The sequence below is a fragment of the Streptomyces sp. enrichment culture genome (genome assembly GCF_964273145.1).
In the GTDB taxonomy this organism is placed as follows: Bacteria; Actinomycetota; Actinomycetes; order Streptomycetales; family Streptomycetaceae; genus Streptomyces.
Genome location: NZ_OZ186873.1, coordinates 1,723,822 through 1,746,676, shown reverse-complemented (window position 1 = coordinate 1,746,676; position 22,855 = coordinate 1,723,822). Strand labels below are relative to the sequence as shown.

General features: G+C 73.5%; 25 protein-coding genes and 1 pseudogene. 12 read left to right on the top strand and 14 right to left on the bottom strand.

Annotated features, from left to right (window positions below; translation table 11 throughout):
* Nucleotides 1–132 precede the first annotated feature (132 nt).
* Both ACSU6Z_RS07945 and ACSU6Z_RS07940 read right to left on the bottom strand, forming a co-directional pair.
* Nucleotides 133–495, bottom strand: a complete 363-nt coding sequence (locus ACSU6Z_RS07945) for a MazG-like family protein (RefSeq protein WP_437044207.1) — start codon at nt 493–495, stop codon at nt 133–135.
* A 50-nt stretch (nt 496–545) separates the two neighbouring features.
* A complete protein-coding gene (locus tag ACSU6Z_RS07940; RefSeq protein WP_437044205.1) occupies nt 546–1,091 on the bottom strand; it encodes a DoxX family protein in 546 nt (181 codons plus the stop codon).
* A 124-nt stretch (nt 1,092–1,215) separates the two neighbouring features.
* Between ACSU6Z_RS07940 and ACSU6Z_RS07935 the strand changes: the two genes are divergently transcribed.
* Entirely contained in the window at nt 1,216–1,542 is a 327-nt protein-coding gene (locus ACSU6Z_RS07935; RefSeq protein WP_365644302.1) for a nuclear transport factor 2 family protein, read from the top strand.
* A gap of 646 nt (nt 1,543–2,188) precedes the next feature.
* On the opposite strand, the gene ACSU6Z_RS07930 is transcribed toward ACSU6Z_RS07935, so the two are convergent.
* A complete protein-coding gene (locus tag ACSU6Z_RS07930; RefSeq protein ID WP_437044203.1) occupies nt 2,189–2,968 on the bottom strand; it encodes an SDR family oxidoreductase in 780 nt (259 codons plus the stop codon).
* Between the two features lie 143 nt (nt 2,969–3,111).
* Here ACSU6Z_RS07930 and ACSU6Z_RS07925 point away from each other — a divergent pair, with 143 nt between their 5' ends.
* On the top strand, nt 3,112–4,752 hold the full coding sequence (locus tag ACSU6Z_RS07925) for an alkaline phosphatase D family protein (RefSeq protein ID WP_437044201.1): 1,641 nt from the start codon (nt 3,112–3,114) through the stop codon (nt 4,750–4,752).
* Here the strand turns inward: ACSU6Z_RS07925 and ACSU6Z_RS07920 are convergent.
* On the bottom strand, nt 4,739–5,794 hold the full coding sequence (locus ACSU6Z_RS07920; protein ID WP_437044199.1) for a Gfo/Idh/MocA family protein: 1,056 nt from the start codon (nt 5,792–5,794) through the stop codon (nt 4,739–4,741). The two genes, ACSU6Z_RS07925 and ACSU6Z_RS07920, sit on opposite strands and share 14 nt — an antisense overlap.
* Before the next feature lie 119 nt (nt 5,795–5,913).
* Here ACSU6Z_RS07920 and ACSU6Z_RS07915 point away from each other — a divergent pair, with 119 nt between their 5' ends.
* Nucleotides 5,914–7,359, top strand: a complete 1,446-nt coding sequence (locus ACSU6Z_RS07915) for a multidrug effflux MFS transporter (protein WP_437044197.1) — start codon at nt 5,914–5,916, stop codon at nt 7,357–7,359.
* Nucleotides 7,356–7,520: pseudogene (locus ACSU6Z_RS07910) on the top strand (esterase); the annotation flags it as partial. The gene ACSU6Z_RS07915 and the pseudogene ACSU6Z_RS07910, both read left to right, overlap by 4 nt.
* Before the next feature lie 116 nt (nt 7,521–7,636).
* Here ACSU6Z_RS07910 and ACSU6Z_RS07905 read toward each other — a convergent pair.
* Genes ACSU6Z_RS07905 through ACSU6Z_RS07895 form a run of 3 tightly spaced genes read right to left on the bottom strand, consistent with a single transcriptional unit; the run spans nt 7,637 to nt 8,668 of the window.
* Nucleotides 7,637–7,990, bottom strand: coding sequence for a hypothetical protein (locus ACSU6Z_RS07905; protein WP_437044195.1), 354 nt, complete (start codon nt 7,988–7,990; stop codon nt 7,637–7,639).
* Nucleotides 7,991–7,994: 4 nt separating this feature from the next.
* A complete protein-coding gene (locus ACSU6Z_RS07900) occupies nt 7,995–8,351 on the bottom strand; it encodes a hypothetical protein (RefSeq protein ID WP_437044193.1) in 357 nt (118 codons plus the stop codon).
* Nucleotides 8,342–8,668 carry a PadR family transcriptional regulator gene (locus ACSU6Z_RS07895; RefSeq protein WP_437044191.1) on the bottom strand — a complete coding sequence of 109 codons (327 nt, stop codon included), beginning with the start codon at nt 8,666–8,668 and terminating at the stop codon, nt 8,342–8,344. Before ACSU6Z_RS07895 ends, ACSU6Z_RS07900 begins: the two co-directional genes overlap by 10 nt.
* Nucleotides 8,669–8,877: 209 nt before the next feature.
* Here ACSU6Z_RS07895 and ACSU6Z_RS07890 point away from each other — a divergent pair, with 209 nt between their 5' ends.
* The 3 genes from ACSU6Z_RS07890 to ACSU6Z_RS07880 all read left to right on the top strand — a co-directional run bounded on the left by ACSU6Z_RS07890 (nt 8,878) and on the right by ACSU6Z_RS07880 (nt 11,873).
* Nucleotides 8,878–9,756: a recombinase family protein gene (locus ACSU6Z_RS07890; RefSeq protein WP_437044189.1), complete on the top strand. Its 879-nt coding sequence runs from the start codon at nt 8,878–8,880 to the stop codon at nt 9,754–9,756.
* A 43-nt stretch (nt 9,757–9,799) separates the two neighbouring features.
* On the top strand, nt 9,800–10,795 hold the full coding sequence (locus ACSU6Z_RS07885) for a serine hydrolase domain-containing protein (protein WP_437044187.1): 996 nt from the start codon (nt 9,800–9,802) through the stop codon (nt 10,793–10,795).
* 85 nt (nt 10,796–10,880) lie between these two features.
* The gene (locus ACSU6Z_RS07880; RefSeq protein ID WP_437044185.1) at nt 10,881–11,873 is read left to right on the top strand and encodes a small ribosomal subunit Rsm22 family protein; all 993 of its coding nucleotides are present in this window, start codon (nt 10,881–10,883) and stop codon (nt 11,871–11,873) included.
* A gap of 47 nt (nt 11,874–11,920) precedes the next feature.
* Here ACSU6Z_RS07880 and ACSU6Z_RS07875 read toward each other — a convergent pair whose 3' ends face one another.
* Complete coding sequence (locus tag ACSU6Z_RS07875; protein WP_437044183.1) at nt 11,921–12,139, bottom strand: DUF6243 family protein; 219 nt, start codon at nt 12,137–12,139, stop codon at nt 11,921–11,923.
* 121 nt (nt 12,140–12,260) lie between these two features.
* On the opposite strand from ACSU6Z_RS07875, the gene ACSU6Z_RS07870 reads away from it, so the two are divergent.
* Together ACSU6Z_RS07870 and ACSU6Z_RS07865 are read left to right on the top strand one after the other, a co-directional pair.
* The gene (locus tag ACSU6Z_RS07870; RefSeq protein WP_437044181.1) at nt 12,261–12,950 is read left to right on the top strand and encodes a TetR/AcrR family transcriptional regulator; all 690 of its coding nucleotides are present in this window, start codon (nt 12,261–12,263) and stop codon (nt 12,948–12,950) included.
* 201 nt (nt 12,951–13,151) lie between these two features.
* Nucleotides 13,152–13,883, top strand: coding sequence for a bifunctional DNA primase/polymerase (locus ACSU6Z_RS07865; protein WP_437044179.1), 732 nt, complete (start codon nt 13,152–13,154; stop codon nt 13,881–13,883).
* Between the two features lie 214 nt (nt 13,884–14,097).
* On the opposite strand, the gene ACSU6Z_RS07860 is transcribed toward ACSU6Z_RS07865, so the two are convergent.
* From ACSU6Z_RS07860 to map, 4 genes are all read right to left on the bottom strand, one after another.
* Nucleotides 14,098–16,332, bottom strand: coding sequence for an FG-GAP repeat domain-containing protein (locus ACSU6Z_RS07860; protein ID WP_437044177.1), 2,235 nt, complete (start codon nt 16,330–16,332; stop codon nt 14,098–14,100).
* A 367-nt stretch (nt 16,333–16,699) separates the two neighbouring features.
* Entirely contained in the window at nt 16,700–17,701 is a 1,002-nt protein-coding gene (locus ACSU6Z_RS07855; protein ID WP_437044174.1) for a hypothetical protein, read from the bottom strand.
* 425 nt (nt 17,702–18,126) lie between these two features.
* Nucleotides 18,127–18,774, bottom strand: a complete 648-nt coding sequence (locus ACSU6Z_RS07850) for a heme oxygenase (biliverdin-producing) (RefSeq protein WP_437044172.1) — start codon at nt 18,772–18,774, stop codon at nt 18,127–18,129.
* 175 nt (nt 18,775–18,949) lie between these two features.
* Nucleotides 18,950–19,807 carry a type I methionyl aminopeptidase gene (map, locus tag ACSU6Z_RS07845; protein WP_437044170.1) on the bottom strand — a complete coding sequence of 286 codons (858 nt, stop codon included), beginning with the start codon at nt 19,805–19,807 and terminating at the stop codon, nt 18,950–18,952.
* Nucleotides 19,808–19,865: 58 nt separating this feature from the next.
* On the opposite strand from map, the gene ACSU6Z_RS07840 reads away from it, so the two are divergent.
* Nucleotides 19,866–20,096: a hypothetical protein gene (locus ACSU6Z_RS07840; protein ID WP_437044168.1), complete on the top strand. Its 231-nt coding sequence runs from the start codon at nt 19,866–19,868 to the stop codon at nt 20,094–20,096.
* Nucleotides 20,097–20,140: 44 nt separating this feature from the next.
* Here the strand turns inward: ACSU6Z_RS07840 and ACSU6Z_RS07835 are convergent, their stop codons facing one another.
* Complete coding sequence (locus ACSU6Z_RS07835; protein ID WP_437044166.1) at nt 20,141–20,743, bottom strand: hypothetical protein; 603 nt, start codon at nt 20,741–20,743, stop codon at nt 20,141–20,143.
* A 129-nt stretch (nt 20,744–20,872) separates the two neighbouring features.
* Here ACSU6Z_RS07835 and npdG point away from each other — a divergent pair, with 129 nt between their 5' ends.
* Both npdG and ACSU6Z_RS07825 read left to right on the top strand, forming a co-directional pair.
* Nucleotides 20,873–21,589 carry an NADPH-dependent F420 reductase gene (gene npdG, locus ACSU6Z_RS07830; RefSeq protein WP_437044164.1) on the top strand — a complete coding sequence of 239 codons (717 nt, stop codon included), beginning with the start codon at nt 20,873–20,875 and terminating at the stop codon, nt 21,587–21,589.
* 63 nt (nt 21,590–21,652) lie between these two features.
* A complete protein-coding gene (locus ACSU6Z_RS07825) occupies nt 21,653–21,844 on the top strand; it encodes a hypothetical protein (RefSeq protein WP_437044162.1) in 192 nt (63 codons plus the stop codon).
* 24 nt (nt 21,845–21,868) lie between these two features.
* On the opposite strand, the gene ACSU6Z_RS07820 is transcribed toward ACSU6Z_RS07825, so the two are convergent.
* Nucleotides 21,869–22,666, bottom strand: coding sequence for a site-2 protease family protein (locus ACSU6Z_RS07820; RefSeq protein WP_437044160.1), 798 nt, complete (start codon nt 22,664–22,666; stop codon nt 21,869–21,871).
* Nucleotides 22,667–22,855: the final 189 nt, after the last annotated feature.

Genomic DNA, 22,855 nt, shown 5'->3' with positions numbered 1-22,855 from the left:
CTTCCCCCGCCGACCTCCGGGCCGGGCCCGGCCGTACGGCCCTCGGACCCCTCCCGGCGTCACCGGCACCCTGCCGTACGGCGGTACGGGGAACGGCAAGCAAGCCCCCCGCGGCCCGCCCCCGCCCCCCGCTCAGCCGCCCAGCGAGCGTTCCCTGACCCGGTCGAGGTGGCGGGTGAAGACCTCCCGTGCCTCGGGGGTGAGTGTGCGCAGGGCCACCAGTGCCGTGATCGCCACGTCGCAGAGCTCGGACTGGACGTCCTCCCACGTGTGGGTGACGCCCTTGCGCGGGTTCTGGCCGGTCGCGCCGATCACCGCCTGGGAGACCTCGCCGACCTCCTCCGACAGTTTCAGCACGCGCAGCAGCACCTCCTCTTGGCCGTCGGCCGGCCGGCTCGCCTCCAGCCACCGCCACAGGGCGTCGACGGTGTCCCAGAGGCCGGGGCCGGCCGGGGCGGGGGCAGGGGCGGGGAGGGGGCTGGTGCGGTCGCTCATGCGGGGCAGCCTGCCACGCGGGCGGCCGGGTGCGCGGGGGAACCGGCGGGTCATTCCTCGAACAGGGGTTCCTGCGCGCCCTCCGCCGCCCGCCGCAGCCGCCGGCTCCGCGCCCCGATCACCAGCGCCGTGCCCGCGGCCACCGCCGCGAACGCCGCCGGCACCATCCAGCCGCGGTTGACCGCGTGGCCGAACGCGTGGTCCACGGAGAGGCGGCCGGGCCCGGTGACGGCGAGGCCGGCGGCGGTCAGGCCGAGGGACGCCGCGTACTCGTACCCCCCGGCCTGGGCGAAGAAGCCGTTCGGGGCGTGCACCGCGGCGGCGCCCGCCATCGCGCCGGCCGCCGCCGCGCCCGCGGCCGGGGTGGCCAGGCCGAGAGCGAGCAGCACGCCCCCGCCCGTCTCCGCCAGACCCGCGGCCATGGCGCTCGCCCGGCCCGGCGCGTAGCCCATCGACTCCATGGCCTGGCCGGTGCCCTCGATGCCGCCGCCCCCGAACCAGCCGAACAGCTTCTGCGCCCCGTGCGCGGCCAGCACGCCGCCGGTGCCCAGACGGAGCAGCAGCAGTCCCAGATCACGTCGGTCGTAACGGTTCACGTCGGCTCCCTCGGCGGACGGCGGTTCCCTCGCCCCTCCACCGTCGCACCGCAGGCGCCCGGCGGGCTCGCCCTGGGTGCCGTTCGGGTGGCGGGGCCCGGTGGCCGGTGTGACGCTGACCGGCATGACGATTCAGACCACCCGTCTCAGCGACCCCGCCGTCCGCGCCTTCGTCGCCGCCGTCAACGCCCATGACCGCGAGGCCTTCCTGGCGCTGCTCGCGCCCGGCGCCACCATGGCCGACGACGGCCTGGACCGCGACCTCGACGACTGGATCGACCGGGAGATCTTCTCCTCCAACGGCCATCTGGAGGTCGACCGGGAGTCCGACGGCGGCCGGGCCCTGCTCGCCCACTACCGCAACGACACCTGGGGCGAGATGCGCACCCGGTGGAGCTTCACCGTCGACGAGGACGGCCGGATCTCCCGCTTCGAGACCGGTCAGGCCTGACGGCCGGAGCCGAGAGCCGGGGGTCCGGTTCCGGATCCGGAGACCCGAGGGCCCGGCACCGCGGAAAAGGGTTCCCGAGGGCCTTGCCCTGGCGCGCTCCGGCTCCTGGCGTTCCGGGCATGGAAACCGCGCGCATGCTGGGACGCGGCGGTACCGAGGTGAGCGCCCCCGGTTTCGGGTGCCGGGCGATCGGCGGGGAGTGACGGGACGCCGACGGGCAGCCGCCGGGCTGGGGGGCGGACGGTGAGGAGCCCGTACGGGCCGTCCGGCGCGCCCTCGCACGACTCCGAAGGGCCGCCTCCCCGTCCCGCCTACCGGCAACCGCCCGCGCGCCCCCACGCGCCCTCGTGCGACGCGATACGGCGGGACGGGGCGGGGCGGGACGCGACGGGGCGGCGTGTGCGGCAGCCGTCCCGCGCACCGGCGCGTGCCCGCGGTCCCGCGGGTCCCCTCCCCGGCCGGGGCGGTGGGACGGCTGCCGTCTCCCCCCTCGGTATGGCTTGCGGGAAAACGGTGTTCCGAGTGTGAAGCTTTGGTGCGAGGGGGTCGAGCATAAGCCTGTCACCGGCCGAAACGGGGCGGAAGTTAGAAATCCGCTTGTGTGGATCGAAGAGGGCGCGCGTCCGCGGGGCGGGGCGGCGCCGCCTCAGCCCCGTCCGATGTACGGCATCGCCGTCGCCAGTACCGTCGCGAACTGCACGTTGGCCTCCAGTGGCAGCTCCGCCATGTGCCGCACCGTGCGGGCCACGTCGGCGACGTCCATCACCGGCTCCGGTGCCATCTCGCCGTTGGCCTGGAGGGCGCCCGTCCGCATCCGCGCCGTCATGTCGGTCGCCGCGTTGCCGATGTCGATCTGGCCCACCGCGATGCCGTGGCGCCGGCCGTCCAGCGACAGCGACTTGGTCAGTCCCGTCAGCGCGTGCTTGGTCGCGGTGTACGCCACCGAGTGCGGACGGGGTGCGTGCGCCGAGACCGAACCGTTGTTGATGATCCGGCCGCCGCGCGGGTCCTGCTCCTTCATCTGCCGGTACGCCGCCTGCGCGCACAGGAACGCCCCGTTGAGGTTGGTGTCCACCACGTGCCGCCAGGCGTCGTAGGACAGCTCCTCGACCGGCACGCCGCCCGGCCCGAACGTCCCCGCGTTGTTGAACAGCAGGTCCAGCCGTCCGAAGCGGTCGCGCACGGCGTCGAACAGGGCCGTCACGTCCTCGGGCCGTGACACGTCGGCGCGGACGGTGAGGGCGGTGCCGTCCGGCACGAGGGCGGCCGTCTCCTCCAGCGTCCCGGGGCGGCGGCCCGCCAGGGCCAGCGACCAGCCCGCGCGCAGCAGTTCGACGGCGACCGCGCGGCCGATGCCGGACCCCGCGCCGGTCACCACGGCGATCCGGGAGCCGGTGTCCGGCCGGTTCGTTTGCATGGCATTCATGCGCCCGCAGCGTACGGGAGGGTCCGCCATCCGGAACTCATCCGACCGCCATGCGGATGTTGTGTACGTGCCAATCGGCGGTCGTCTCCGGCGAATCCAATGCCCCTTGCACCTATTCATGAGGTTCGCCAGGGGAGGACCGGATGACACCCGCAGACCGTCCGTCACAGCACACCCCGGAACTGCGCGCCGCCGCACGGCACTTCGGCCGCCGCCGCTTCCTGACCACCACCGGCGCCGCCGCCGCGCTCGCCTTCGCGGTGAACCTGCCGGCCGCGGGCGTCGCGGGCGCCGCCGAACTCGACGCCGCCCGGATCACCGACGACCCGTTCACCCTCGGCGTCGCCTCCGGCGACCCGCTGCCCGACTCCGTCCTGCTGTGGACCCGCCTGGCCCCCGCCCCGTACCAGCCCGACGGCGGACTGCCCGCCCAACGCGTCACCGTCACCTGGGAACTGGCCCTGGACGAGCGGTTCCGCCGGGTCGTCAGACGAGGCCGGGCCACCGCCCACCCGGAGTACGACCACACCGTGCACGTCGAGGTCGGCCACCTCGCGCCCGGCCACGTGTACTACTACCGCTTCCGCGTGGGCGGCTGGATCAGCCCGGCCGGCCGCACCCGCACCGCCCCCGCCCGCGGCAACCGGGCCGCCGGCCTCGACTTCGCCCTGGTCTCCTGCCAGAAGTACGACGAGGGCTACTACACGGCCTACAAGCACCTGGCCGAGGAGGACGTGGACGTCGTCTTCCACCTCGGCGACTACCTCTACGAGTACGCCGTCAACTCCGCGGGCGGCTCCCGCGCCTACCCCACCGGCACCCTGCCCGCGGTGTTCAACCGCGAGACGGTGACGCTGGAGGACTACCGCCTGCGGTACGCCCTGTACAAGTCGGACCCCGACCTGCGGGCCGCGCACGCCGCGCACCCCTTCGTCGTCACCTGGGACGACCACGAGACCGAGAACAACTACGCCGACGAGACCCCCGAGAACAGCGTCCCGCCGGAGGAGTTCCTGCTGCGCCGGGCCGCCGCCTACCGGGCCTACTGGGAGAACATGCCGCTGCGCCGCCCCCAGCTGCCCGAGGGCCCCGACCTGAAGCTCTACCGCCGCCTGCACTGGGGCCGGCTGGCGCAGTTCGACGTGCTCGACACCCGCCAGTACCGCTCCGACCAGGCCTACGGCGACGGCTGGCAGTACCCCGGCCCCGAGTCGGAGGACCCGGCCCGCACCCTGACCGGCGACGCCCAGGAGCGCTGGCTGATCAACGGCTGGCACCGGTCGGACGCGGTGTGGAACGTGGTGCCCCAGCAGGTCACCTTCTCCCGGCGGTACAACTCCACCACCCTGCCGTCCAAGGTCTCCATGGACTCCTGGGACGGCTACCCGGCCTCCCGCGAACGGGTGCTGGCCGGCGCGCAGGCCGCCGGCGTCGAGAACCTGATGGTCCTCACCGGCGACGTGCACGTGCACTACGCCTTCGACATCAAGCGCGACTTCTCCGACCCCGGCTCCAGGACCATCGGCACGGAGCTCGTCACCACGTCCGTCACCAGCGGCCGCGACGGTTCGGAGAAGCCGTCCAACTGGAACACCCTCATGACCGCCAACCCGCACCTGAGGTTCTTCAGCGGACTGCGCGGCTACGTGACGGTGTCCCTCGGCCGGGAACTGGCGCGGGCCGACTACAAGACGGTGTCCCACGTGACCACGCAGGGCGCGCCGCTCACCACCGCCGCCTCCTTCGTGACGGAGGTGGGCGACCAGGGCCTCAAGCCGGCGTGACGACGGCGCCCTCCGCCGCGCCGGCGCCGCCGGCCCCGGCTTCGGCGGCCTCGGCCGGATAGCGGACGCCGACGCGGTCACGGATCGCGTCGAGCGTCCGCATCACGGCGAGGGTGCCGTCGAGCGGGACGAGCGGGGACTCGGTCTCCCCGGCGCGCAGCGCCCGCATCACCTCCCGGGCCTCGTGCCGGAAGCCGGCCCGGGGACCGTCGGCCGGACCGGCCGCGAACTCCTGCGGATCGCGGCCGTCGCGGTGCAGCACGAACCGGTCCGGGTCGAAGAAGCCGGACGGGAGGTCGATGCGGCCCAGCGAGCCGGTGACCGACGCCGACGTCGCCGTACCCCCGACGATGGAGCAGTGCACCGAGGCGAGGGCGCCGCTCTCCCAGGAGAGCAGCGCACCCGTCTGGAGGTCGACGCCCTCCGGCGAGAGCACCGCTCGCGCCGCCACGTCCGACGGCTCCCCGAGCAGCAACTGCGCGAACGACACCGGATACACGCCGAGGTCGAGCAGCGCGCCCCCGCCCTGCTGCGGGTCCCGCAGCCGGTGCGAGGGCGGGAAGGGCCCGGACAGCCCGAAGTCGGCCTGCACCGTGCGCACTTCGCCTATCGCCCCGTCCTCCACCAGCTCCTTCAGCCGGCGCACCAGCGGATTGCAGTACATCCACATCGCCTCCATCAGGAAGCGGCCACGCGCCCGAGCCAGCGTCACCAGCTCCGCGGCCTCGCGCGCGTTCAGCGTGAACGGCTTCTCGCACAGCACGTTCCGGCCCGCCTCCAGGCACAGGCCGGCCGCCGCCCGGTGCGCCGCGTGCGGGGTCGCCACGTACACGACGTCGACGTCCTCGTCCGCCGCCAGTCCCGCCCAGTCGCCGTACGCCCGCGGCACCCCGAACCGTTCGGCGAACGCCCGCGCCGACTCCTCCGTCCGCGAGGCCACCGCCACGACCTCCGCGTCCGGCAGGTCGACGAGGTCCGCCGCGAACGCCGCCGCGATCCCACCGGTCGCCAGGATTCCCCAGCGCACTGTCCGTTCCGACATCCCGTCCCCGCCCTCGCTCACGTTCGTACACGTTCATACACATCCCCACAGGTCGTCCTGTGGGTCCCCGGCACGAGCTGAGAGCATAGGTGCCGGATCCGTCGAAAAGGGAGGGGCACATGCCCGAACGCGGGGCATCGATACCGAACACGCCACAGGAGACAGTGCAAAAGACCCCACACGGGACATCACGGAAGAAGACCGGGCCGGCGGCGGAACCGGCCGTCGACGCGCTGCGCGGCGCCCGCCGCACCAGTCTGCTCGTCACATTGATCCTCGGCGGCCTCACCGCCACGCCCCCGCTGGCGATGGACATGTACCTGCCCGCGCTGCCGGAGGTCAGCGAGGCCCTGCGCGCACCCGCCGCCACCGTCCAGCTCACCCTCACCGCCTGCCTGGCCGGCATGGCCCTCGGGCAGATCGTGGTCGGCCCGATGAGCGACCGGTGGGGACGGCGGCGCCCGCTGCTCGCAGGCCTCGCCGTCTACGTCGTCGCCACCGTGCTGTGCGCGCTCGCGCCCACCGTCGAACTCCTCGTCGCCCTCCGCCTGGTGCAGGGCCTCGCGGGCGCGGCCGGCATCGTCATCGCCCGGGCCGTCGCCCGCGACCTGTACGACGGCGTGGCCATGGCCCGCTTCTTCTCCACCCTCATGCTGATCTCGGGCGTGGCCCCCATCGTCGCGCCGCTCGTGGGCGGACAGGTCCTGCGGGTGACGGACTGGCGGGGCGTGTTCGTCATCCTCACGGTGGTCGGGGCGCTGCTGGGCGGGATCGTCTGGGCGAAGCTCCCCGAGACCCTGCCGCCGGCCGAACGTCACGGCGGCGGCGTCCGCGACGCCCTCGGCTCGATGCGGACCCTGCTCGCCGACCGCGCCTTCACCGGATACATGCTCGCCGGCGGCTTCGCCTTCGCCTCGCTGTTCGCCTACGTCTCCGCCTCGCCGTACGTGATCCAGGAGATCTACGGCGCCTCCCCGCAGACGTTCAGCCTGCTGTTCGGCCTCAACTCCATCGGCCTGGTCGCCGTCGGACAGGTCAACGGCAAGGTGCTGGTCGGCAGGGTCGGCCTGGACCGGGTGCTCGGCATCGGCCTCGCGGTCGTCATCGCCGCCGCCACCGCGCTGCTGCTGATGTCCCTGGGCGTCTTCGGCGAGGTGGGGCTCGTACCGGTCGCCGCCGCGCTGTTCGTGCTGATGTCGGCCATGGGCATCACCCTGCCCAACACCCAGACCCTCGCCCTGATGCGGGTACGGCATGCCGCCGGCTCCGCCTCCGCGCTGCTGGGCACCTCCTCCTTCCTCATCGGCGCGATCGCCTCCCCGCTCGTGGGCATCGCCGGGGAGGACACCGCCGTGCCGATGGCCGTCGTCCAGTTGGTCGCGGCGCTGGTGGCACTGGCCTGTTTCGCGGGAATGTGCCGTCCCCGCGAGGGGCGGACCACCGCGGCGGGCGGGGAGCCCGTCCGCGCGGGAAGCGCCGAGAACGCCGAGAACGCCGAGAACGCCGAGAACGCCGGGAACGCCGGGAACGCCGGGAAGGCCGAGAGGATCGGGGAGGGCGGCTGAGCGTGCCGGGACTGCGCAGCGACACACCGGAGCGGGCCGGACTCGATCCCCGGCAGCTGCGCCGTCTCGTCGAGGACGTCCGCGTCCTCACCACCGGTGAACGCCCCTGGGCCGCGGGTGCCGTCGTGGTCGCCGGGCGCGGCCCGGTACTGGCCGTGGAGGGGGTGTGACCCAGATACGCGTCAAAGGGGCAATGAGTCGATCTTGAAGACTTGAGTGCCCGGCGGGGCCGTCGCAGTCGGCGCGTGGGCGGCTCGGGCCAGTCACTCGTCGGTTCCTATACCTCGGTGGACTGGTGGTCTTGTGGCTGTTGCACGGCGGCACGCTGGTGGGCGCGGCGCCGAAGGAGATAGGCAGCTGCTGCGCCCAGGACGAGCAGACCGGGGCCGGAGTGCACGGCGAGGACGCCCAGCAGGTGTGGGCCGCCCCAGTCCTGTGCATAGCTCTCTGGATCGGAGTAGTCGAGGATGAAGAACTCGGCGATTCCCCGGGCAACCAGGTAAACCGCCAGAAGTCCACCGACAAGCATCGCGGCCACTCTGAGGACCCAGCGCCGGGACCTCGGCGAGACCACGCACACCACTGAGCAGACCACAAGCGCGAGAAAGACGCAGATGACGGCGATGAGCACGGGCTCAGTCCTTCCCGGCCAGCTTACGGCGACGATAGGTGCGGACCAGCAGCCCGGCCCAGGGAGCGAGGGTGGCCGACAGTGCCAGCGCTCGACGCGGTGTAGTGGGGGCCCACAGGATGTTGTCCGTCAGTCCGGCCTGCAGCGCGAGGCGGGAGACGATGGTGGACGTCACGATCGCCACGATGACCAGCACCAGTGTGAAGCGTGCCCGCACCTGCTGGGTGACGGCGTGGGCTACCACATCGAGCAGAGTGCGCGGAGTGAGGTCGGTGTCGTCGAGGAGGGCGCGGAACTCTTCGCTGTAGCGCACGCGCCACGGCTTCGGGTGCAGCGCCACGAGCAGATCCCTCATGTCCATCCCAGTCGCCGCCTTCCGGTGCTCACTACGCGCGACCAGCTCTCCAGGTGCGCCGCCAGGGCCTCCCGCCCGGCCGGGGTGATCTCGTACGGGCGCCGGCGCTCTTCGCTGGGCAGTGCGACGATCAGCCCGCGGTCGACGAGCTTGCTCAACGAGCCGTACAGCGTGCCCGGACCCAGTTGCACCCCGGTCTGCTCCTTCACGTCAGCGGTGATGGCGTAACCGTGTTTTGGCCCGTCGCTGAGTGAGAGCAGCACCAGGGCACCCGGTTCACCGAACCGCGCCAGTCCCTCCCGATCACGTCTTTGATTCGTCATGCGATGCATCGTATGACGTAATAGCGCCCCTGTGAAGGGCGCAACGGAGAATTGGCGGCGCATACCCCAGAACGGCGTTCCCAGAAATGAGTAGTTCTGAGAGACCGGAGACCCCCGCCGGACCATGTCCGGTTTGCCCCTGATCCTCGTCCTCACAACCTCTCGCAAAACAGCCTTCGCACAAAGCCCCTCGCGACAGGTTCTGCGACATGCCAGACCCCGCCGAACCGGCCGCCGCCGTCGAACAGTTCGACTGCCCCACCTGTGACGTGCCCGCCGGAAGCACCTGCCGCACCCGCGGCGGCAAAGTCGCCCCGAAGTACCACACCCCGCGCTTCATGCTCGTCCCCCACCTCCGCGCCGAGCTGGAGGTGAAGACCCCCGCCGACCGCGGCCCCGGCCGCGCGTGGGAGAGGGGCCCCGCCGTCAACGCCGCCGTGCCGGAGGCCGCGACGAAGCCCACCAGGGTGGGTTACGCGAGGTGCAGCACCGCCCAGCAGGAGCTCCAGAGCCAGCTCGACGCGCTTGCCGAGGCCGGGTGCGACCCGGTGTTCTCCGAGAAGATCAGCACCCGCATCAAGGTGAGGCCGGAGTTCGTCAAGGCGATGGACTTCGCCCGTACCATCAAGAAGGCCGTCCCCCACCAGCGTGTCATCCTCACCGTGCACGAGATGAAGCGCCTCGGACGCGGCGCCGCCGAACTACTGGCCATCGCCGAGGACCTGCGCCACCACGGCATCGAACTGGAACTCCTCACCGGCCCCCTCCAGGGCGTCTACGACCCGTCCGGACACGGCGCCGCCCTGTTCGCGTTCTTCGCCGGCATGGCCGAGTCCGAGCGCGAGTACATCCGGGAGAAGTCCCTCGAAGGCCAGGCATCCGCCCGCGAACGCGGCCGACACGGAGGCAGGCCCAAGGTCGTCGACGACGACATGGCAGCCTACGCCCGGTCCTTGCGGACCAACGGCGTCCCCGTCCCGCAGATCGCCCAGAAGCTCGTCATCACCTCGGGTAAGAACAAGGGCGAACACCCCTCGGTCGCCACCGTCTACCGCATCCTCGCCGAGGAAGCCGACAGCACCGCGTGAGACCGGATGCCCGCCAGGTCTTCAAGATCAGTTCGTTGCCCCTTTGACCCCTATCTGGGTCACACCCCTGGAGGAGGCGGCGGGCTGGGCCGTGCGGTACGCCGCGTACGACCCGCGGACCGACGCGGGCGTGGAGCTGCCGGCCGCCTCCCGCGTGCCGATGACCGTCGGCACGCCCTTCGACCTGGCCTCCCTCACCAAGCTGTTCACGTCCGTCGCCGCCGTGCAGCAGATCGAGCGGGGCACGCTCGGCCTCGACACCGGGGTCGGCGTCCACCTCCCGGAGTTCCACGCCGCCGCCCGGCACGGCGTCACCGTACGGCAGCTGCTCACGCACACCTCCGGCCTGCGGCCCGAACTCCCCCTGTACGACTGCGCCGACGACGGGGAACGGCTGGCCCGGCTGCGGGCGGAGCCACCGGTGGGCGTGCCCGGCGCGTACCGCTACTCCGACCTGAACATGCTGATCCTCCAGCACGTCCTGGAACGCGTCACCGGCCGCACCCTCGACGTCCTCGTCCGGGACGGGATCACCCGCCCGCTGGGCATGACCGCGACGCGCTTCGGCCCGTGTCCGGGCGCGGCGGCCACCGAGGACCAGCGGCGGCCGTGGGCCAAGGCGGACCGGGGGATGCTGCGCGGGGTCGTCCACGACGAGAACGCGTGGGCGCTGGGCGGCGTGGCCGGTCACGCGGGGCTGTTCTCCACCGGGCGGGACCTGGCCGTGTTCTGCCGCGCCCTGCTGGCGGGCGGCGCGTACGGGACCGCGCGCCTCCTCGGCCCCGACTCCGTGGAGCTGCTCCTGGCCCCGCCGGGGCTGGGCTTCGCCCTCGACCAGCCCTGGTTCATGGGGGAGCTGGCGGGGCGGGGAGCGGCCGGGCACACCGGCTTCACGGGCACGATGCTGGTCCTGGACCGGGCGACGGACACGTTCCTCGTGCTGCTGGCGAACACGGTGCACCCCCGCCGGCGCCGGCCGGACAACGCGCCGCGCGCGGCGGCGGGCAGCCGGGTGGCGCGGGCGGTGAGGGGGAGGTGAGGGGGAGGTGAGGGCAGTGCCCCGGGGGCGGGGCCCTCGAAAGGGGGCGGCGCTCGTGCGGGCGTCACCCCCGTAGAATCACCGGGTGACCGCCCCCGCATCCCCAGCCGAGACCCTGCGTGCCGCCCTCGCCGGGCTGCTCGACGGGCTGCCGCCGCGGCAGGCCGCGCAGGCCGTGGAGCGGCTGATCGCCAACTACCGGGGCGCCACCCCGACCGACGCGCCGATCCTCCGGGACCGCGCGGACGTGGTCGCCTACGCCGCCTACCGGATGCCCGCGACCTTCGAGGCGGTGCGGTCGGCGCTCGCGGCGTTCGCACGGGCCGCGCCTGCCTGGGCGCCCGGCAGCCATGTCGACGTCGGCGGCGGGACCGGCGCGGCGACCTGGGCCGTCAGCGCCACGTGGGGCGGTGTCCGCCCGGTCACCGTGCTCGACTGGGCCGAGCCGGCGCTCGCCCTCGGCCGGGAGATCGCCGCCGCCGACCCCGCTCTCGAGGACGTCACGTGGCGGCGCTCCCGCATCGGGGCGGCGCTCACCCTGGAGAGCACCGACCTGGTCACCGTCTCCTACGTCCTCAACGAGCTGAGCGCACCCGACCGCGCCGCCCTCGTCGACGCCGCCGCGTCCGCCGCGCAGGCCGTCGTGATCGTCGAGCCGGGCACCCCCGACGGCTACGCCCGGGTCATCGAGGCCCGCGACCGCCTGGTCGCCGCGGGCTTCCGGGTCGCCGCCCCCTGCCCGCACAGCGACTCCTGCCCCATCGCGCCCGGCGCGGACTGGTGCCACTTCTCGGCCCGGGTCAGCCGCTCCTCCCTGCACCGCCAGGTCAAGGGCGGTTCCCTCGCCTACGAGGACGAGAAGTTCAGCTACGTCGCGGCGGCCCGCTTCCCGGTCGCGCCGGCCCCGTCCCGCGTGGTCCGCAGGCCGCAGATCCGCAAGGGCCAGGTCCTGCTCGACCTCTGCGAGACCGAACCGGCGCTCCGCCGGGCCACGGTCACCAAACGCCACGGTGATCTCTACAAGGCGGCCCGTGACGCGGACTGGGGCGACCCCTGGCCGCCGGCGGACCACCGGTAGGGCGACCGCCCGGCCCAGCGACGTCCGCGCCGCCCCGGAATCCCCGCTCAGGACGGCCCGCCGTTCTTGCCGCTCCCGCCGCCCCTCCCGTTCTCCTCTCGCTTCTCCCGCAGCTTGCGCAGCAGCTCCCGCTTCTGGGCCTGGGGGTCGTCGAGACCGCCGCCGGCCCGGCCGCCCCCGCCCCCGCCGCCGCGCAGGGCCTTGCGGCCGAGGTGCCGGCGGGTGCCGCCGACGCCCAGCATGTTTCCGGCTCCACCTCGGGTCATGACGGAACTCCTTCCGGCCGGTGCCCGGCATCTCAAGCGGACGATACGTATCGTCTCGCTTATTCGTCCGCTCCACTGTGTGGCGAGACGCTCCGTCTTGTCAACCTGATACATTCGGCCCATGGCCGACCAGAAGACCCCGCCCCGCCCCGACGCGCCCCGCCGCCCCGACACCTCCCGCCGCAGCGAGAGGTCCCGCCGTGCCATCTACGAGGCCGCCCTCGCGCTCGTCGTGGAGGTCGGCTATCCGAAGACCACCATCGAGGGCATCGCCGCCCGCGCCGGCGTCGGGAAGCAGACGATCTACCGCTGGTGGTCGTCGAAGGCGGACGTCCTGCTGGAGGCCTTCCTCGACCTGAGCGACCAGGCGGCCCGGGCCGCGGAGCAGTCCGCCGGCCCGTCCGCGGAGCGGCCCGCCGGATGGGCCGGTGAGCCGCAGTCGTACGCGATCCCGGACACCGGCGACCTCGCCGCCGACCTCAAGGCCGTGCTGCGGGCCACCGTCGACGAACTGCGCGACCCGAAGTTCGAGGCCCCCTCCCGCGCCCTGGCCGCCGAGGGCGTCGTCAACGAGGAGCTCGGCCGGGTCTTCGTCGCCAAGCTGCTGGAGCCCTCCCTCCAGCTCTACGTGGACCGGCTGCGCTCCGCCCAGGAGGCCGGCCAGGTCCGCCCGGACGTCGACCCGCGCATCGCCCTGGAGCTCTTCGTCTCGCCGCTCGCCCAGCGCTGGCTCCAGCACACGGCCCCCATCTCCCACGCGTACACCGACACGCTCGTCGACTACGCCCTCCACGGTCTCGCGCCGCGCTGACCCGGCGGGACGCCCGGGCGGGGCGGGGGCCCGGCGGGGGTGTCCGGCCGCGGTGGCGCCCGCGCCCCGGGCGGGATGGATCCCGCCCGGTGGGGTACCCCGTGTCCGACCTGCCCCGAATGTGAGCACCGGCCCCCCGGCGCTCGGGATGGTGGGACCATAGGGCATGCTGTTCCGCACGACGGCGAGGCGAGGGGATAGATGAGCGCGGAGTTCGGCGGCCGAGGCGGCCTGCAGGGCAAAATCTCCCAGTGGCTGCGCGGACGCCGCCCGAAGGAGGCCGCCGGTGACGGCGGCCGGGAGGCCCTGCTGCTCGCCGCCGCCGGCGCGGGACTGCCGCTGGCGCCCGCCGCGCACCCGGTCGGCTACATGTGCTCCTGCGACCGGGTCGGCTGTCCCACCCCGGCCCGGCACCCGATCTCGTTCGCCTGGCAGACGCAGTCCACGACCGACCGCGCGCAGGTCGAGCACTGGGCCCGGCAGCAGCCGCAGGCCAACTTCATCACCGCGACCGGCATGGTGCACGACGTCCTCGACGTCCCCCTGGAGGCCGGCCGGGAGGCGCTCGCCCGGCTGCTCGACGCCGGCGTCGACGTCGGCCCGGTCGCCGAGAGCGACGACGGCCGCATGCTGTTCTTCACCCTCACCCGCGGCACCCCCGAGGACGAGGACGAGTGGTGGCCGTGCGAGCTGGACTGCCACCCGGAGACCATGGACGAGCATCCGGGCCTGCGCTGGCACTGCCGCGGCTCCTACGTCCTCGTACCGCCCGCCCGGCTGCCCGGCGAGCACCAGAGGGTGCACTGGACCCGCGGCCCGGAGCACCCGCTGCCGGACCCGCTGACCCTGCTGGAGGCGCTGACCGACGCCTGCGCCCGGTACGCGGCCGAGGACTCCGGCCACGCGGACACGGCCTGGCCCCTGCGCCACTGAGCGGCCCGCGACCCACCGCTCCGGCAGCGGAGCCACACCGGCCGGCACGGCCCCGGCACAGGCGGCGTCCACCCCGTCGCGACACCCGGCACGCGCTCCCGCCGCACCGGCCGAAAGCCCCCGCACGTCCGGTGCGAGGGCTTCCGGGCGGCACACCGGGAAGCGCGCACCGGACGCCGCTCCCCGGCGGGTGAACCCCTGCCCACCACACCGCCTAGACGACGTTGTCGAACTTGGTTCCCTCGCCCGCGTACAGGGTGGTCGTCTGCCGGCTGAACGGGGCCGTCGTCGAGCCGGTCGAGCGGTAGACGTACGTGCCGTCCGGCCCGTAGGCGACCAGGTCGGGCCGGCCGTCGCCGGTGACGTCGCCGGCGCCGACGAGGTGGGAGAAGGCGTTCCAGCCGCCGCCGATCCTGACGCGGGTGGTGAAGTTGCCCGTGCCGTTGCCCTGGTAGAGCCAGAGGACGCCGGAGGCGTCCCGGGCGACGAGGTCGCCGGCCGCGCCGCCCGCGATGTCGCCGACGGCGGTGATCTGGTGGTAGACCTGCCAGCCGCCGCCGACCCGGGTGCGGGTGGCGAAGGGGGCGGACCAGCTGCCGGTGCCCCGGTAGAGCCACAGGACGCCGGAGGTGTCGGCGGCGAGGAGGTCGGGGCGCCCGTCACCGGTGAGGTCGCTGCCACCGGTGATCTTGTTGTAGACCTGCCAGCCGCCGCCGACCCGGGTGCGGGACGCGAAGGTGCCGTCGCCCTTGCCCAGGTATATCCACAGCACGCCCGAGGTGTCGCGGGCGACGAGGTCGCCGGCCGGGGCGCCGCCGAGGTTCCCCGTGGCCTCGATCTGGTTGTAGACCTGCCAGCCGCCGCCGACCTTCGTCCGCTTGGCGGTGGTGACCTGGCCGCCCGACGGCCAGTCGAAGAGGTCGTCCCGCCACAGCACGCCCGAGGCGTCCCGCGCGAGGACGTCCGTCGAGCCGTTGTCGTTGAAGTCGTGCGGGTTGGCCCGGCGCGAGACCAGGAGGCTTCCCGAGGCGGTCGCCGGATCACCGGCGCCGTCGGCCGGGGCGGCGGTGATCTGCCAGGTGTAGGCCCCGTTCGGGGCGCTGATGCCGTCCAGGACGCCGTCCCAGACGAAGGCGAAGCGGCGGTCGGAGACCGGCGAGGACAGGTGTCGGGTGAGCTTCTTCCCGGTGGCCGTGTGCGTGAGCGTGAGGTCCACGGTGGCGTTCGAGCGGGACAGGGTCCACTCCATCGGGACCGTGGTGCCCGCCTCCTCCAGGTCCACCGCGGCGGGAACCTTCGACTCGGTCACCTCGACGGGCAGGACCCGGCCCGTGTCCGCCACGAGCGTGACGCTCGGGGTGCCACCGGTCCCGCCGGTGATCCGGAACAGCCCGTCGGCGTCGGCCGTGGCACCGCGCACGAGCAGGCTGCCGTCCGGGGCGTGGGCCACGCTGGAGAAGTGCTCCAGGAGCGTGTACGGCGCGGCGGTGGCGTCCTTGACGTTCCGGGCGTACAGCGGGCTGGGCGTCTCGTCGGTGGCCCTGCCCGGGACTCCGTAGAGCAGAGTCTCCCCGGCGATGCCGGCGATGACGACGCCGCTCATGGAGCTGTCCACGGCGAATCTCCGGCGGCCGATGTACTTCCCGTCCACGACGAGTTCGCCGGCCCCGGCCCGGTACTCGACCCGGGCCTCGTAGTCGGCGGTGAAGGCGCCCGTCGACGCCTGGGTCCACGGGGCGATGTTCTCCTTGCCGCGCCAGCCGGTGACCTCGCCACCGTCGATGCTCGCGTACGCCTTCCAGTACTCGGTCCGGAAGGTCGCCGAACTCGGGAACACCCGGTTGCTGCCCAGGACGAGCAGATCGCGGCCCGCGGAGGCGACGACCTTGTAGTCCAGGCCGTAGGAGTTGGAGGAGAGCTTCGTTTTCCTGGCGGCGCCGTCGACCCGGGCCAGCTGCCACAGCTCGTGGTAGTCCTGGGTGGTCGGAACGCTCACGAAGAGGTTCTCGCCGGCCACGCCGACGAGCTTCGCCCCGGGCTTGAACTCGGACGCGAGGTCGAAGGAGGCGGACCAGGTGGCGCCCGCCCGCATGTCCCGCAGGAAGACCGTGCTGCCGCCGTCGCCGGTCACGACGATGTCGGAGTTGCTGTCGTGGCCCACGGTGCCCTTGTCGATCGGCAGCACCGAGCCGTCGGCGTACCCGTGCCACTCCAGGACCGTGGCGCCGGTGTCGTCCCTGCGGGACGTGAGGTAACCGGTGTCGCCGGTGCTGACGATCTCGGCGCCGAGGGGCAGATGTGTTTCGCCGGTGGTGCTGGTGGCCGCGGTCACTGCGGCGGGTGAGGCCACGGCCCCGGACGGGACCAGGGCGCCGACGCCGGCCGTCACGGCGAGAACGGCGGCGACGGAGGCGCCGAGACGGCGTCGGGTGGTGCGCGGGGGAGTCAAGGAAGTCCTTCCTGATGAGCCGAGCGGTACGCACACCCGTGCGCACCGCTCGAACGGACTCGCGGTGGGGGAGGAGGGTTGTACGAGTCGCTCTCGTTCCTTCCGGAAGGACAAGCCGGGGATGCCGTTGCGGACGGTTCCGTCCCGCCGCGGGCGACGAGGCCTCGGGGGCGGACGGCGAAGTGCCCCGGGCGCGGGGGCGGGACGCCGGCACCGCGTACCGGGCCGCCCGCGCGTGGTCCCCGACCGGCGCACCCCGCGTACCCGGCTGGGGGCAGCCCCCGCGTCGGCTTCCACCCGCGCGCCGCGGTGATCCGGGTCGAAGACTTCACCCGGATCACCCGGTGATCACGATTCGCTACGCGCCCTAACCGCCCCGCGCCGACGTCAGCCCCTGGATCCTGCCCACCACCGTCACCCGCTCCTCGCCCGAGCCCTTCGCCGGATCGAGGGCGACCTCGTTGGAGACGAACTCCATCGTCAGGGACTGCTTGATCTCACCGGTCGTCAGCGCCAGCACGTCCTTGTTGGGCGTGGGCACGGAGGCGCCCTGCGCCGCGGTCTGCTTCTCGAAGTGGCGGGTGCTGAAGAAGACCAGCGCGCCGCCGTCGGCGGTGCGCAGCGCCAGCGGCGCGTAGTCGCCGTTCGTCAGCGGTTCGTCGATGTACTGCCGCGCCAGGCCCGGCCGGACCGCCCACTTCTTCCGCAGCTCCCGCCAGCCGCTGGTGTGGGCGCCGTCCGCGAAGGTGTCCCCGCCGTCCTTCAGGTAGGTGGTGTAGCCCCGGCTCAGGTCGGCGGGCGGGACGGCGAGGTCGGTGGAGTTGGCGGGGACGGCCTCGGCCCACCCGTCCTTGTCCGTCTTGAACTCCGGCACGTCCCCGGCGGCGGCCAGCGTCAGGTACGCCACCTCCCAGGGCTCGTCCAGGCCGTCGCGGGTGAACACCAGCAGCCAGCGGGCGTCGCCGCCCTTGTTGCCGCGGGCGTCGGCCAGGAACCAGCGCGGCCAGCCCGCCTTCTTCGGGATCGTGAACTTCGCGTCCGTCAGTTCCAGCGGTGTGTGCGTGGGGTTGCCGCCCGGGTTGTTGGCCCTGCCCGCCTTCAGCCGGGCCGCGTCGATGGCGGCGAGGGCGCCGGTGGTGTGGTCGGCGTCCAGCGAACTGTCGTACGCCTTGTCCGCCGCGTTGTACGCGGCGGTGAACTGCCGGAGCGCCTCGGCGGCTTCGGCGCGGGTGGCCGCCGGGAGCACCTCGCGCTCGCCGTGCACCACCACGCAGCCGCTCGCCGTCAACGACAAAGCGGTCACGGAGGCCGCCACCAGCACGCTCCGGTCGAGCCTGCAAAGCCGTAGAGAGCCGCGATCCCTGCTCATCAGGTCTCTTCACCTTCCCCTTCCCGGAGGCGAACCCTACCGGGGCGGGGCCGGGCGCGGGCGCCCGGTCCGGGTACAGCGGCCACACCGTGACCTGACGGACCCGTCACCCGTCCACGCGGTGTCCGAACGCCCCTTGACCCGCCACGACGTCCCCGCGCGTCCCGCGCGCGACCAGCGGCGGACGCGGCGGCCGGGCGCCGCGTCCGCGACGGACCGGCGCTGCCGGAGCGCGGGGAACGGCAGGAGCCGGCCGCCGGACCCGCGCTCCGGCGAGACGGCGTTCGCGGACGGCCCCGGGCGAGGGCTCGCAGATCCCGGCGGCACCGCGGCCGGGCGGCCGGGCGGGGGCCCGGGTGGGGACCGCCGGGCGGCCGGGTGGGGACCGCCGGGCGCCCCCGCGGCGGTGGCGCCCGCGCCCGGCGTCACGCCGACAGCGGGAACTCCTCGCCCAGCGCCCGGAAGACGGCGGTGTTCAGGGCGAACGCCTTCTTGCACTCCGCCACCACCCGCTGCTTCTCCAGGTCGTCCACGCGGATCGCGTCCAGCGTCCGCCGGTACTCCCGCTTGAACGCGGCCGGGTTGGCGATCTCCTCGAAGACGTAGAAGCGGACGCCGTCGCCCTTCCTCGCGAAGCCCCACGCCCGCTCCGCCCTGCCGCGGATGATCTGGCCGCCGGACAGGTCGCCGAGGTAGCGGGTGTAGTGGTGGGCGACGTAACCGCCGGGCCAGCGCTCGGCGCACTCGCGCACCCGGTCCGCGTAGGCCCGCGTGGCCGGCAGCGCGGACAGGGACGCACGCCAGCCGGCGCCCCGCAGGTGCTCCAGGTCGCGCTCGAGCGAGGCCAGGCGCATCAGCTCGGGCCGGATGAAGGGCCCGGCCACCGGATCGGACGCCAGCCGGCCGGCCCCGGCCTCCAGCGCCTCGTACACGAACCACAGCTGCTCGGTGTACCGGGCGTAGGCGTCGACGCCCAGCCGTCCGCCCAGCAGGTCGCCCATGAACGTCGAGGTCTCGGCCTCCGTGTGCTGCTCGTGGGAGGCGGTGCGGATGAGCGTCGAGAAGGAGTCCATGAGCCCGATCTTCTTTGGTTAGCCTTGCCTAAGTCAATGCTGTTGCCGACGGTTGGTCGGAACGTTTCCGACAGGCTGTCGGTAAAACCGTACCCCGATCGGACGCGAAAAACCCGCCCTCCCGGAGGGAGAGCGGGTCGTCGGGGCGCGTCGGGCGCTCACCGGGGCCGGCGGGTCACGGCAGCGTGAGGATGTCCGCCCCGGTCTCCGTCACCACCAGCGTGTGCTCGAACTGGGCGGTGCGCTTGCGGTCCTTCGTCACGACCGTCCAGCCGTCGTCCCACACGTCGTACTCGTGCGTGCCGAGCGTCAGCATCGGCTCGATCGTGAACGTCATCCCGGGCTTCATGACGGTCGTCGCGTGCGGGCTGTCGTAGTGCGGCACGATCAGCCCGGAGTGGAAGGAGGTGTTGATGCCGTGGCCGGTGAAGTCGCGCACGACGCCGTATCCGAAGCGCTTGGCGTACGACTCGATGACCCGGCCGATGACGTTGATCTGGCGGCCCGGCTTGACCGCCTTGATCGCCCGGTCGAGCGCCTCGCGGGTGCGCTCGACCAGCAGGCGGCTCTCCTCGTCGACGTCCCCGACCAGGTAGGTGGCGTTGTTGTCGCCGTGCACGCCGCCGATGTACGCCGTCACGTCCAGGTTGACGATGTCGCCGTCGCGCAGCACCGTGGAGTCCGGGATGCCGTGGCAGATCACCTCGTTGACCGAGGTGCACAGCGACTTGGGGAAGCCGCGGTAGCCGAGCGTGGAGGGGTAGGCGCCGTGGTCGCACATGTACTCGTGCGCGACGCGGTCCAGTTCGTCCGTGGTCACGCCCGGCGCGATGAGCTTGGCGGCCTCGGCCATCGCCCGCGCCGCGATCCGCCCGGCGACGCGCATCGCCTCGATCGTCTCGGGCGTCTGCACCTCCGGGCCGGTGTACGGCGTGGGCGCCGGCTTGCCGACGTACTCGGGGCGGCGGATGTTTCCGGGCACGGAACGGGTGGGAGACAGCTCCCCTGGTACGAGCAGCGACTGGCCAGACATGACAGCGAGTCTAACCAGCGGGCATACGAGACCATGTCCCCGGCGAAAGGAGCCGCCCATGGCCCTGTTCAAGAAGCGCACGGCCGGAAAACCGGGCGAGTGGTACTACTGCCTGGAGCACAAGAAGGTCGAGGAGGGGCCCGACTGCCCGGGCAAGGACCGCTTCGGACCGTACGCCTCCCGCACGGAGGCCCAGCACGCGATGGAGACCGCCCGCGAGCGCAACCTCCAGTGGGAGAACGACCCGCGCTGGCACGACGCCCCCGCGGCCCGCGCGGACGAGGACTGACCGGCCCGCCGGCGCCCCCGCCCGGGCGGCCGTTCCTCCCACCGCTACCAGCACCCGGGCGGCGGTGCCGTCAGCCGGTCCGCCAGCCGGGACAGGCGGTCCCGCAGGCGCCGCCGGCCCCGGGGCGCGGGCAGCACGTTCTCGCCCGCCGCGGCGCTGACCAGGTGCTGCACGGTGTCCAGGTCCAGCTCGGCGCCCTCCGGCACCGCCAGCTCCTCGTGCGCCATGGCCGCCAGGTCGCCCTGCCCGGAGTCCAGGGCCAGCACCGTCGCCCCCGCCCGCCGGGCGTCATGCACACGTTCGAGGAGCGGGGCGCCCGGCTCCTCCGGCGCCACCACCAGCAGCGTCTCACCGCGCCGGGCCGCCGCCAGCCGCCCCAGCCCCACCGCCAGGTGCGGCGGGTCCGCCGGGCGCGGATCGTGCCGCACCAGGGTCGGGGCCAGCTCCGGCGTCCCCGACCACGCCGCCTCGTCCACCAGGTGGGCGGCCAGGTGCCACGGCTCGTACCGCTCCGTGCCCACCAGCAGCAGCCCGCCCCCGTGCGACACCACCGATCCCCGCAGCGCCCCCGCGAAGGCGCGGGTGGCCCCCAGCCACTCGGTCCCGGCGAGCACCTCGCGCAGCAGCGCGACCCGTACGGCGTCCATGGGCGCATGCTGCCGCAACCGGCGGCCCGGAACCGGCGGTTCGCCCCGGATTCCCCCGTCCGGTGCCGGGACCCGGCACACGGCTCACCCGATCCGGTGGGCGCGGCGGGGCGGACGTAGAGTCGGCCCATGACCTCTACCGACAGTGCCGCACAGGGTGCGCAGAAGGCCCCCGCCAAGGATCCCTGGGACCTGCCCGACGTCTCCGGGCTGGTCGTCGGCGTGCTGGGCGGGACCGGGCCGCAGGGCAAGGGCCTGGCCTACCGGTTCGCCAAGGCCGGCCAGAAGGTGATCATCGGCTCGCGGGCCGCCGAGCGCGCGCGGGCCGCCGCCGAGGAGCTCGGGCACGGCGTCGAGGGCGCCGACAACGCCGAGACCGCCCGCCGCAGCGACGTCGTGATCGTCGCCGTGCCCTGGGAGGGGCACGGCGAGACCCTCCGGTCGCTGCGCGAGGAGCTCGCCGGCAAGCTCGTCGTCGACTGCGTCAACCCGCTCGGCTTCGACAAGAAGGGCGCCTACGCCCTCAAGCCGGAGGAGGGCAGCGCCGCCGAGCAGGCCGCCGCGCTGCTGCCGGACAGCCGGGTCACCGCCGCCTTCCACCACCTGTCCGCCGTGCTGCTCCAGGACCCGGCGATCGAGGAGATCGACACCGACGTCATGGTGCTGGGCGAGGCGCGCGCCGACGTGGAGATCGTGCAGGCCCTCGCCGGACGCATCCCCGGCATGCGGGGCATCTTCGCCGGACGGCTGCGCAACGCCCACCAGGTCGAGTCGCTGGTCGCCAACCTGATCTCCGTCAACCGCCGCTACAAGGCGCACGCGGGGCTCCGGGTCACGGACGTATGAGGCGATGGGGGACACTGGGGACGCGAACCGTGTCACCCGTGTCCCCCGACAGGAGCCGACCCCATGCCCCGCCTCGCCCTCTACGCCCTGACCGTCTGCGTGCTCGCCGTCGCCGCCGCCGTCGTCTCGTTCGTGCGGGGCAGCGTGCCGATGGGCGTCGTGTGGGTGCTGCTGGCCGGCGTGTCGTCCAACATGTGCTGGTACTACCTCAAGCGCGGCCGGGACGCCCGCCGCTCCTCCTCGGCCACGGGCTGACCGCGCCCGCCGCCCGGCCGCCGGTCACGGCACGACCGAGCAGATCTCGTCCGTCTGCCAGAAGCGGTACAGCTCGAATCCGCAGTACGTGTCGAAGTCGCCGATCCCGAGCGCGCGCAGGACCGTGTCGACCGCGCCGAAGAACGCGCCGTTCAGCGACGGCACCCACAGCAGCGCGAACACCAGCAGCAGACCGAACGGCGCGAACGGCTCCAGCTGCCGCCGCACCCGGTACGACAGCCAGGGCTCGATCACCCCGTAGCCGTCCAGGCCCGGCACCGGCAGGAAGTTCAGGATCGCGGCCGTGACCTGGAGCAGCGCCAGGAAGGCCAGCGCGAGCCGGACGTCGCGCGGCACGCCGTCCAGCGCGCCCAGCCAGAACGGGGCCGTGCACACCAGGGCGAACACCACGTTCGTCAGCGGGCCCGCCGCGGAGATCAGGCTGTGCCGCCAACGGCCCCGGACGCGCTCGCGCTCGATGAACACCGCCCCGCCCGGCAGACCGATCCCGCCCATGATCACGAAGATCACCGGCAGCACGACGCTCAGCAGCGCGTGCGTGTACTTCAGCGGGTTCAGCGTCAGATAGCCCTTCGCGCCGACCGAGATGTCGCCGCCGTGCAGGGCGGTGCGCGCGTGCGCGTACTCGTGCAGGCACAGGGAGACGACCCACGCGGCCGTCACGAACAGGAACACGGCCAGGCCCGGCTGCTCGGCGAACCCGGTCCAGGTGGCCCAGCCGGTGACCGCGGCGACGGCCAGGATCCCGACGAAGACGGGGCTGACGCGTCGCTCGCCGTGGCGGGTGGTGGCGGTGGTCATCGGGCGGGACTCCTGACGTGGGGGACGGCGCGGCACCGGCCGTACCGGTGGCGGGAGGAGAACGTGCCGCGGACGGCCGGAGGTTCCTGCCGCTCCTCGCACCGCGGCCGAGACGCCCGGGGGCGGCCGTGACGACCGCCGGCAGCCGGGCCGGGCCCGTGCGGGAAGCGGTGGAGGCCCTCAGGAGCG

What these genes read in the sequence shown, in the direction of transcription:
- ACSU6Z_RS07945 (WP_437044207.1), bottom strand. Translation starts at nt 495, where the DNA reads ATGAGCGACCGCACCAGCCCCCTCCCCGCCCCTGCCCCCGCCCCGGCC.
- ACSU6Z_RS07935 (WP_365644302.1), top strand. Translation starts at nt 1,216, where the DNA reads ATGACGATTCAGACCACCCGTCTCAGCGACCCCGCCGTCCGCGCCTTC.
- ACSU6Z_RS07930 (WP_437044203.1), bottom strand. Translation starts at nt 2,968, where the DNA reads ATGAATGCCATGCAAACGAACCGGCCGGACACCGGCTCCCGGATCGCC.
- ACSU6Z_RS07925 (WP_437044201.1), top strand. Translation starts at nt 3,112, where the DNA reads ATGACACCCGCAGACCGTCCGTCACAGCACACCCCGGAACTGCGCGCC.
- ACSU6Z_RS07920 (WP_437044199.1), bottom strand. Translation starts at nt 5,794, where the DNA reads ATGTCGGAACGGACAGTGCGCTGGGGAATCCTGGCGACCGGTGGGATC.
- ACSU6Z_RS07915 (WP_437044197.1), top strand. Translation starts at nt 5,914, where the DNA reads ATGCCCGAACGCGGGGCATCGATACCGAACACGCCACAGGAGACAGTG.
- ACSU6Z_RS07900 (WP_437044193.1), bottom strand. Translation starts at nt 8,351, where the DNA reads ATGGACATGAGGGATCTGCTCGTGGCGCTGCACCCGAAGCCGTGGCGC.
- ACSU6Z_RS07895 (WP_437044191.1), bottom strand. Translation starts at nt 8,668, where the DNA reads ATGACGAATCAAAGACGTGATCGGGAGGGACTGGCGCGGTTCGGTGAA.
- ACSU6Z_RS07890 (WP_437044189.1), top strand. Translation starts at nt 8,878, where the DNA reads ATGCCAGACCCCGCCGAACCGGCCGCCGCCGTCGAACAGTTCGACTGC.
- ACSU6Z_RS07875 (WP_437044183.1), bottom strand. Translation starts at nt 12,139, where the DNA reads ATGACCCGAGGTGGAGCCGGAAACATGCTGGGCGTCGGCGGCACCCGC.
- ACSU6Z_RS07870 (WP_437044181.1), top strand. Translation starts at nt 12,261, where the DNA reads ATGGCCGACCAGAAGACCCCGCCCCGCCCCGACGCGCCCCGCCGCCCC.
- ACSU6Z_RS07865 (WP_437044179.1), top strand. Translation starts at nt 13,152, where the DNA reads ATGAGCGCGGAGTTCGGCGGCCGAGGCGGCCTGCAGGGCAAAATCTCC.
- ACSU6Z_RS07855 (WP_437044174.1), bottom strand. Translation starts at nt 17,701, where the DNA reads ATGAGCAGGGATCGCGGCTCTCTACGGCTTTGCAGGCTCGACCGGAGC.
- ACSU6Z_RS07850 (WP_437044172.1), bottom strand. Translation starts at nt 18,774, where the DNA reads ATGGACTCCTTCTCGACGCTCATCCGCACCGCCTCCCACGAGCAGCAC.
- map (WP_437044170.1), bottom strand. Translation starts at nt 19,807, where the DNA reads ATGTCTGGCCAGTCGCTGCTCGTACCAGGGGAGCTGTCTCCCACCCGT.
- ACSU6Z_RS07840 (WP_437044168.1), top strand. Translation starts at nt 19,866, where the DNA reads ATGGCCCTGTTCAAGAAGCGCACGGCCGGAAAACCGGGCGAGTGGTAC.
- ACSU6Z_RS07835 (WP_437044166.1), bottom strand. Translation starts at nt 20,743, where the DNA reads ATGGACGCCGTACGGGTCGCGCTGCTGCGCGAGGTGCTCGCCGGGACC.
- npdG (WP_437044164.1), top strand. Translation starts at nt 20,873, where the DNA reads ATGACCTCTACCGACAGTGCCGCACAGGGTGCGCAGAAGGCCCCCGCC.
- ACSU6Z_RS07825 (WP_437044162.1), top strand. Translation starts at nt 21,653, where the DNA reads ATGCCCCGCCTCGCCCTCTACGCCCTGACCGTCTGCGTGCTCGCCGTC.
- ACSU6Z_RS07820 (WP_437044160.1), bottom strand. Translation starts at nt 22,666, where the DNA reads ATGACCACCGCCACCACCCGCCACGGCGAGCGACGCGTCAGCCCCGTC.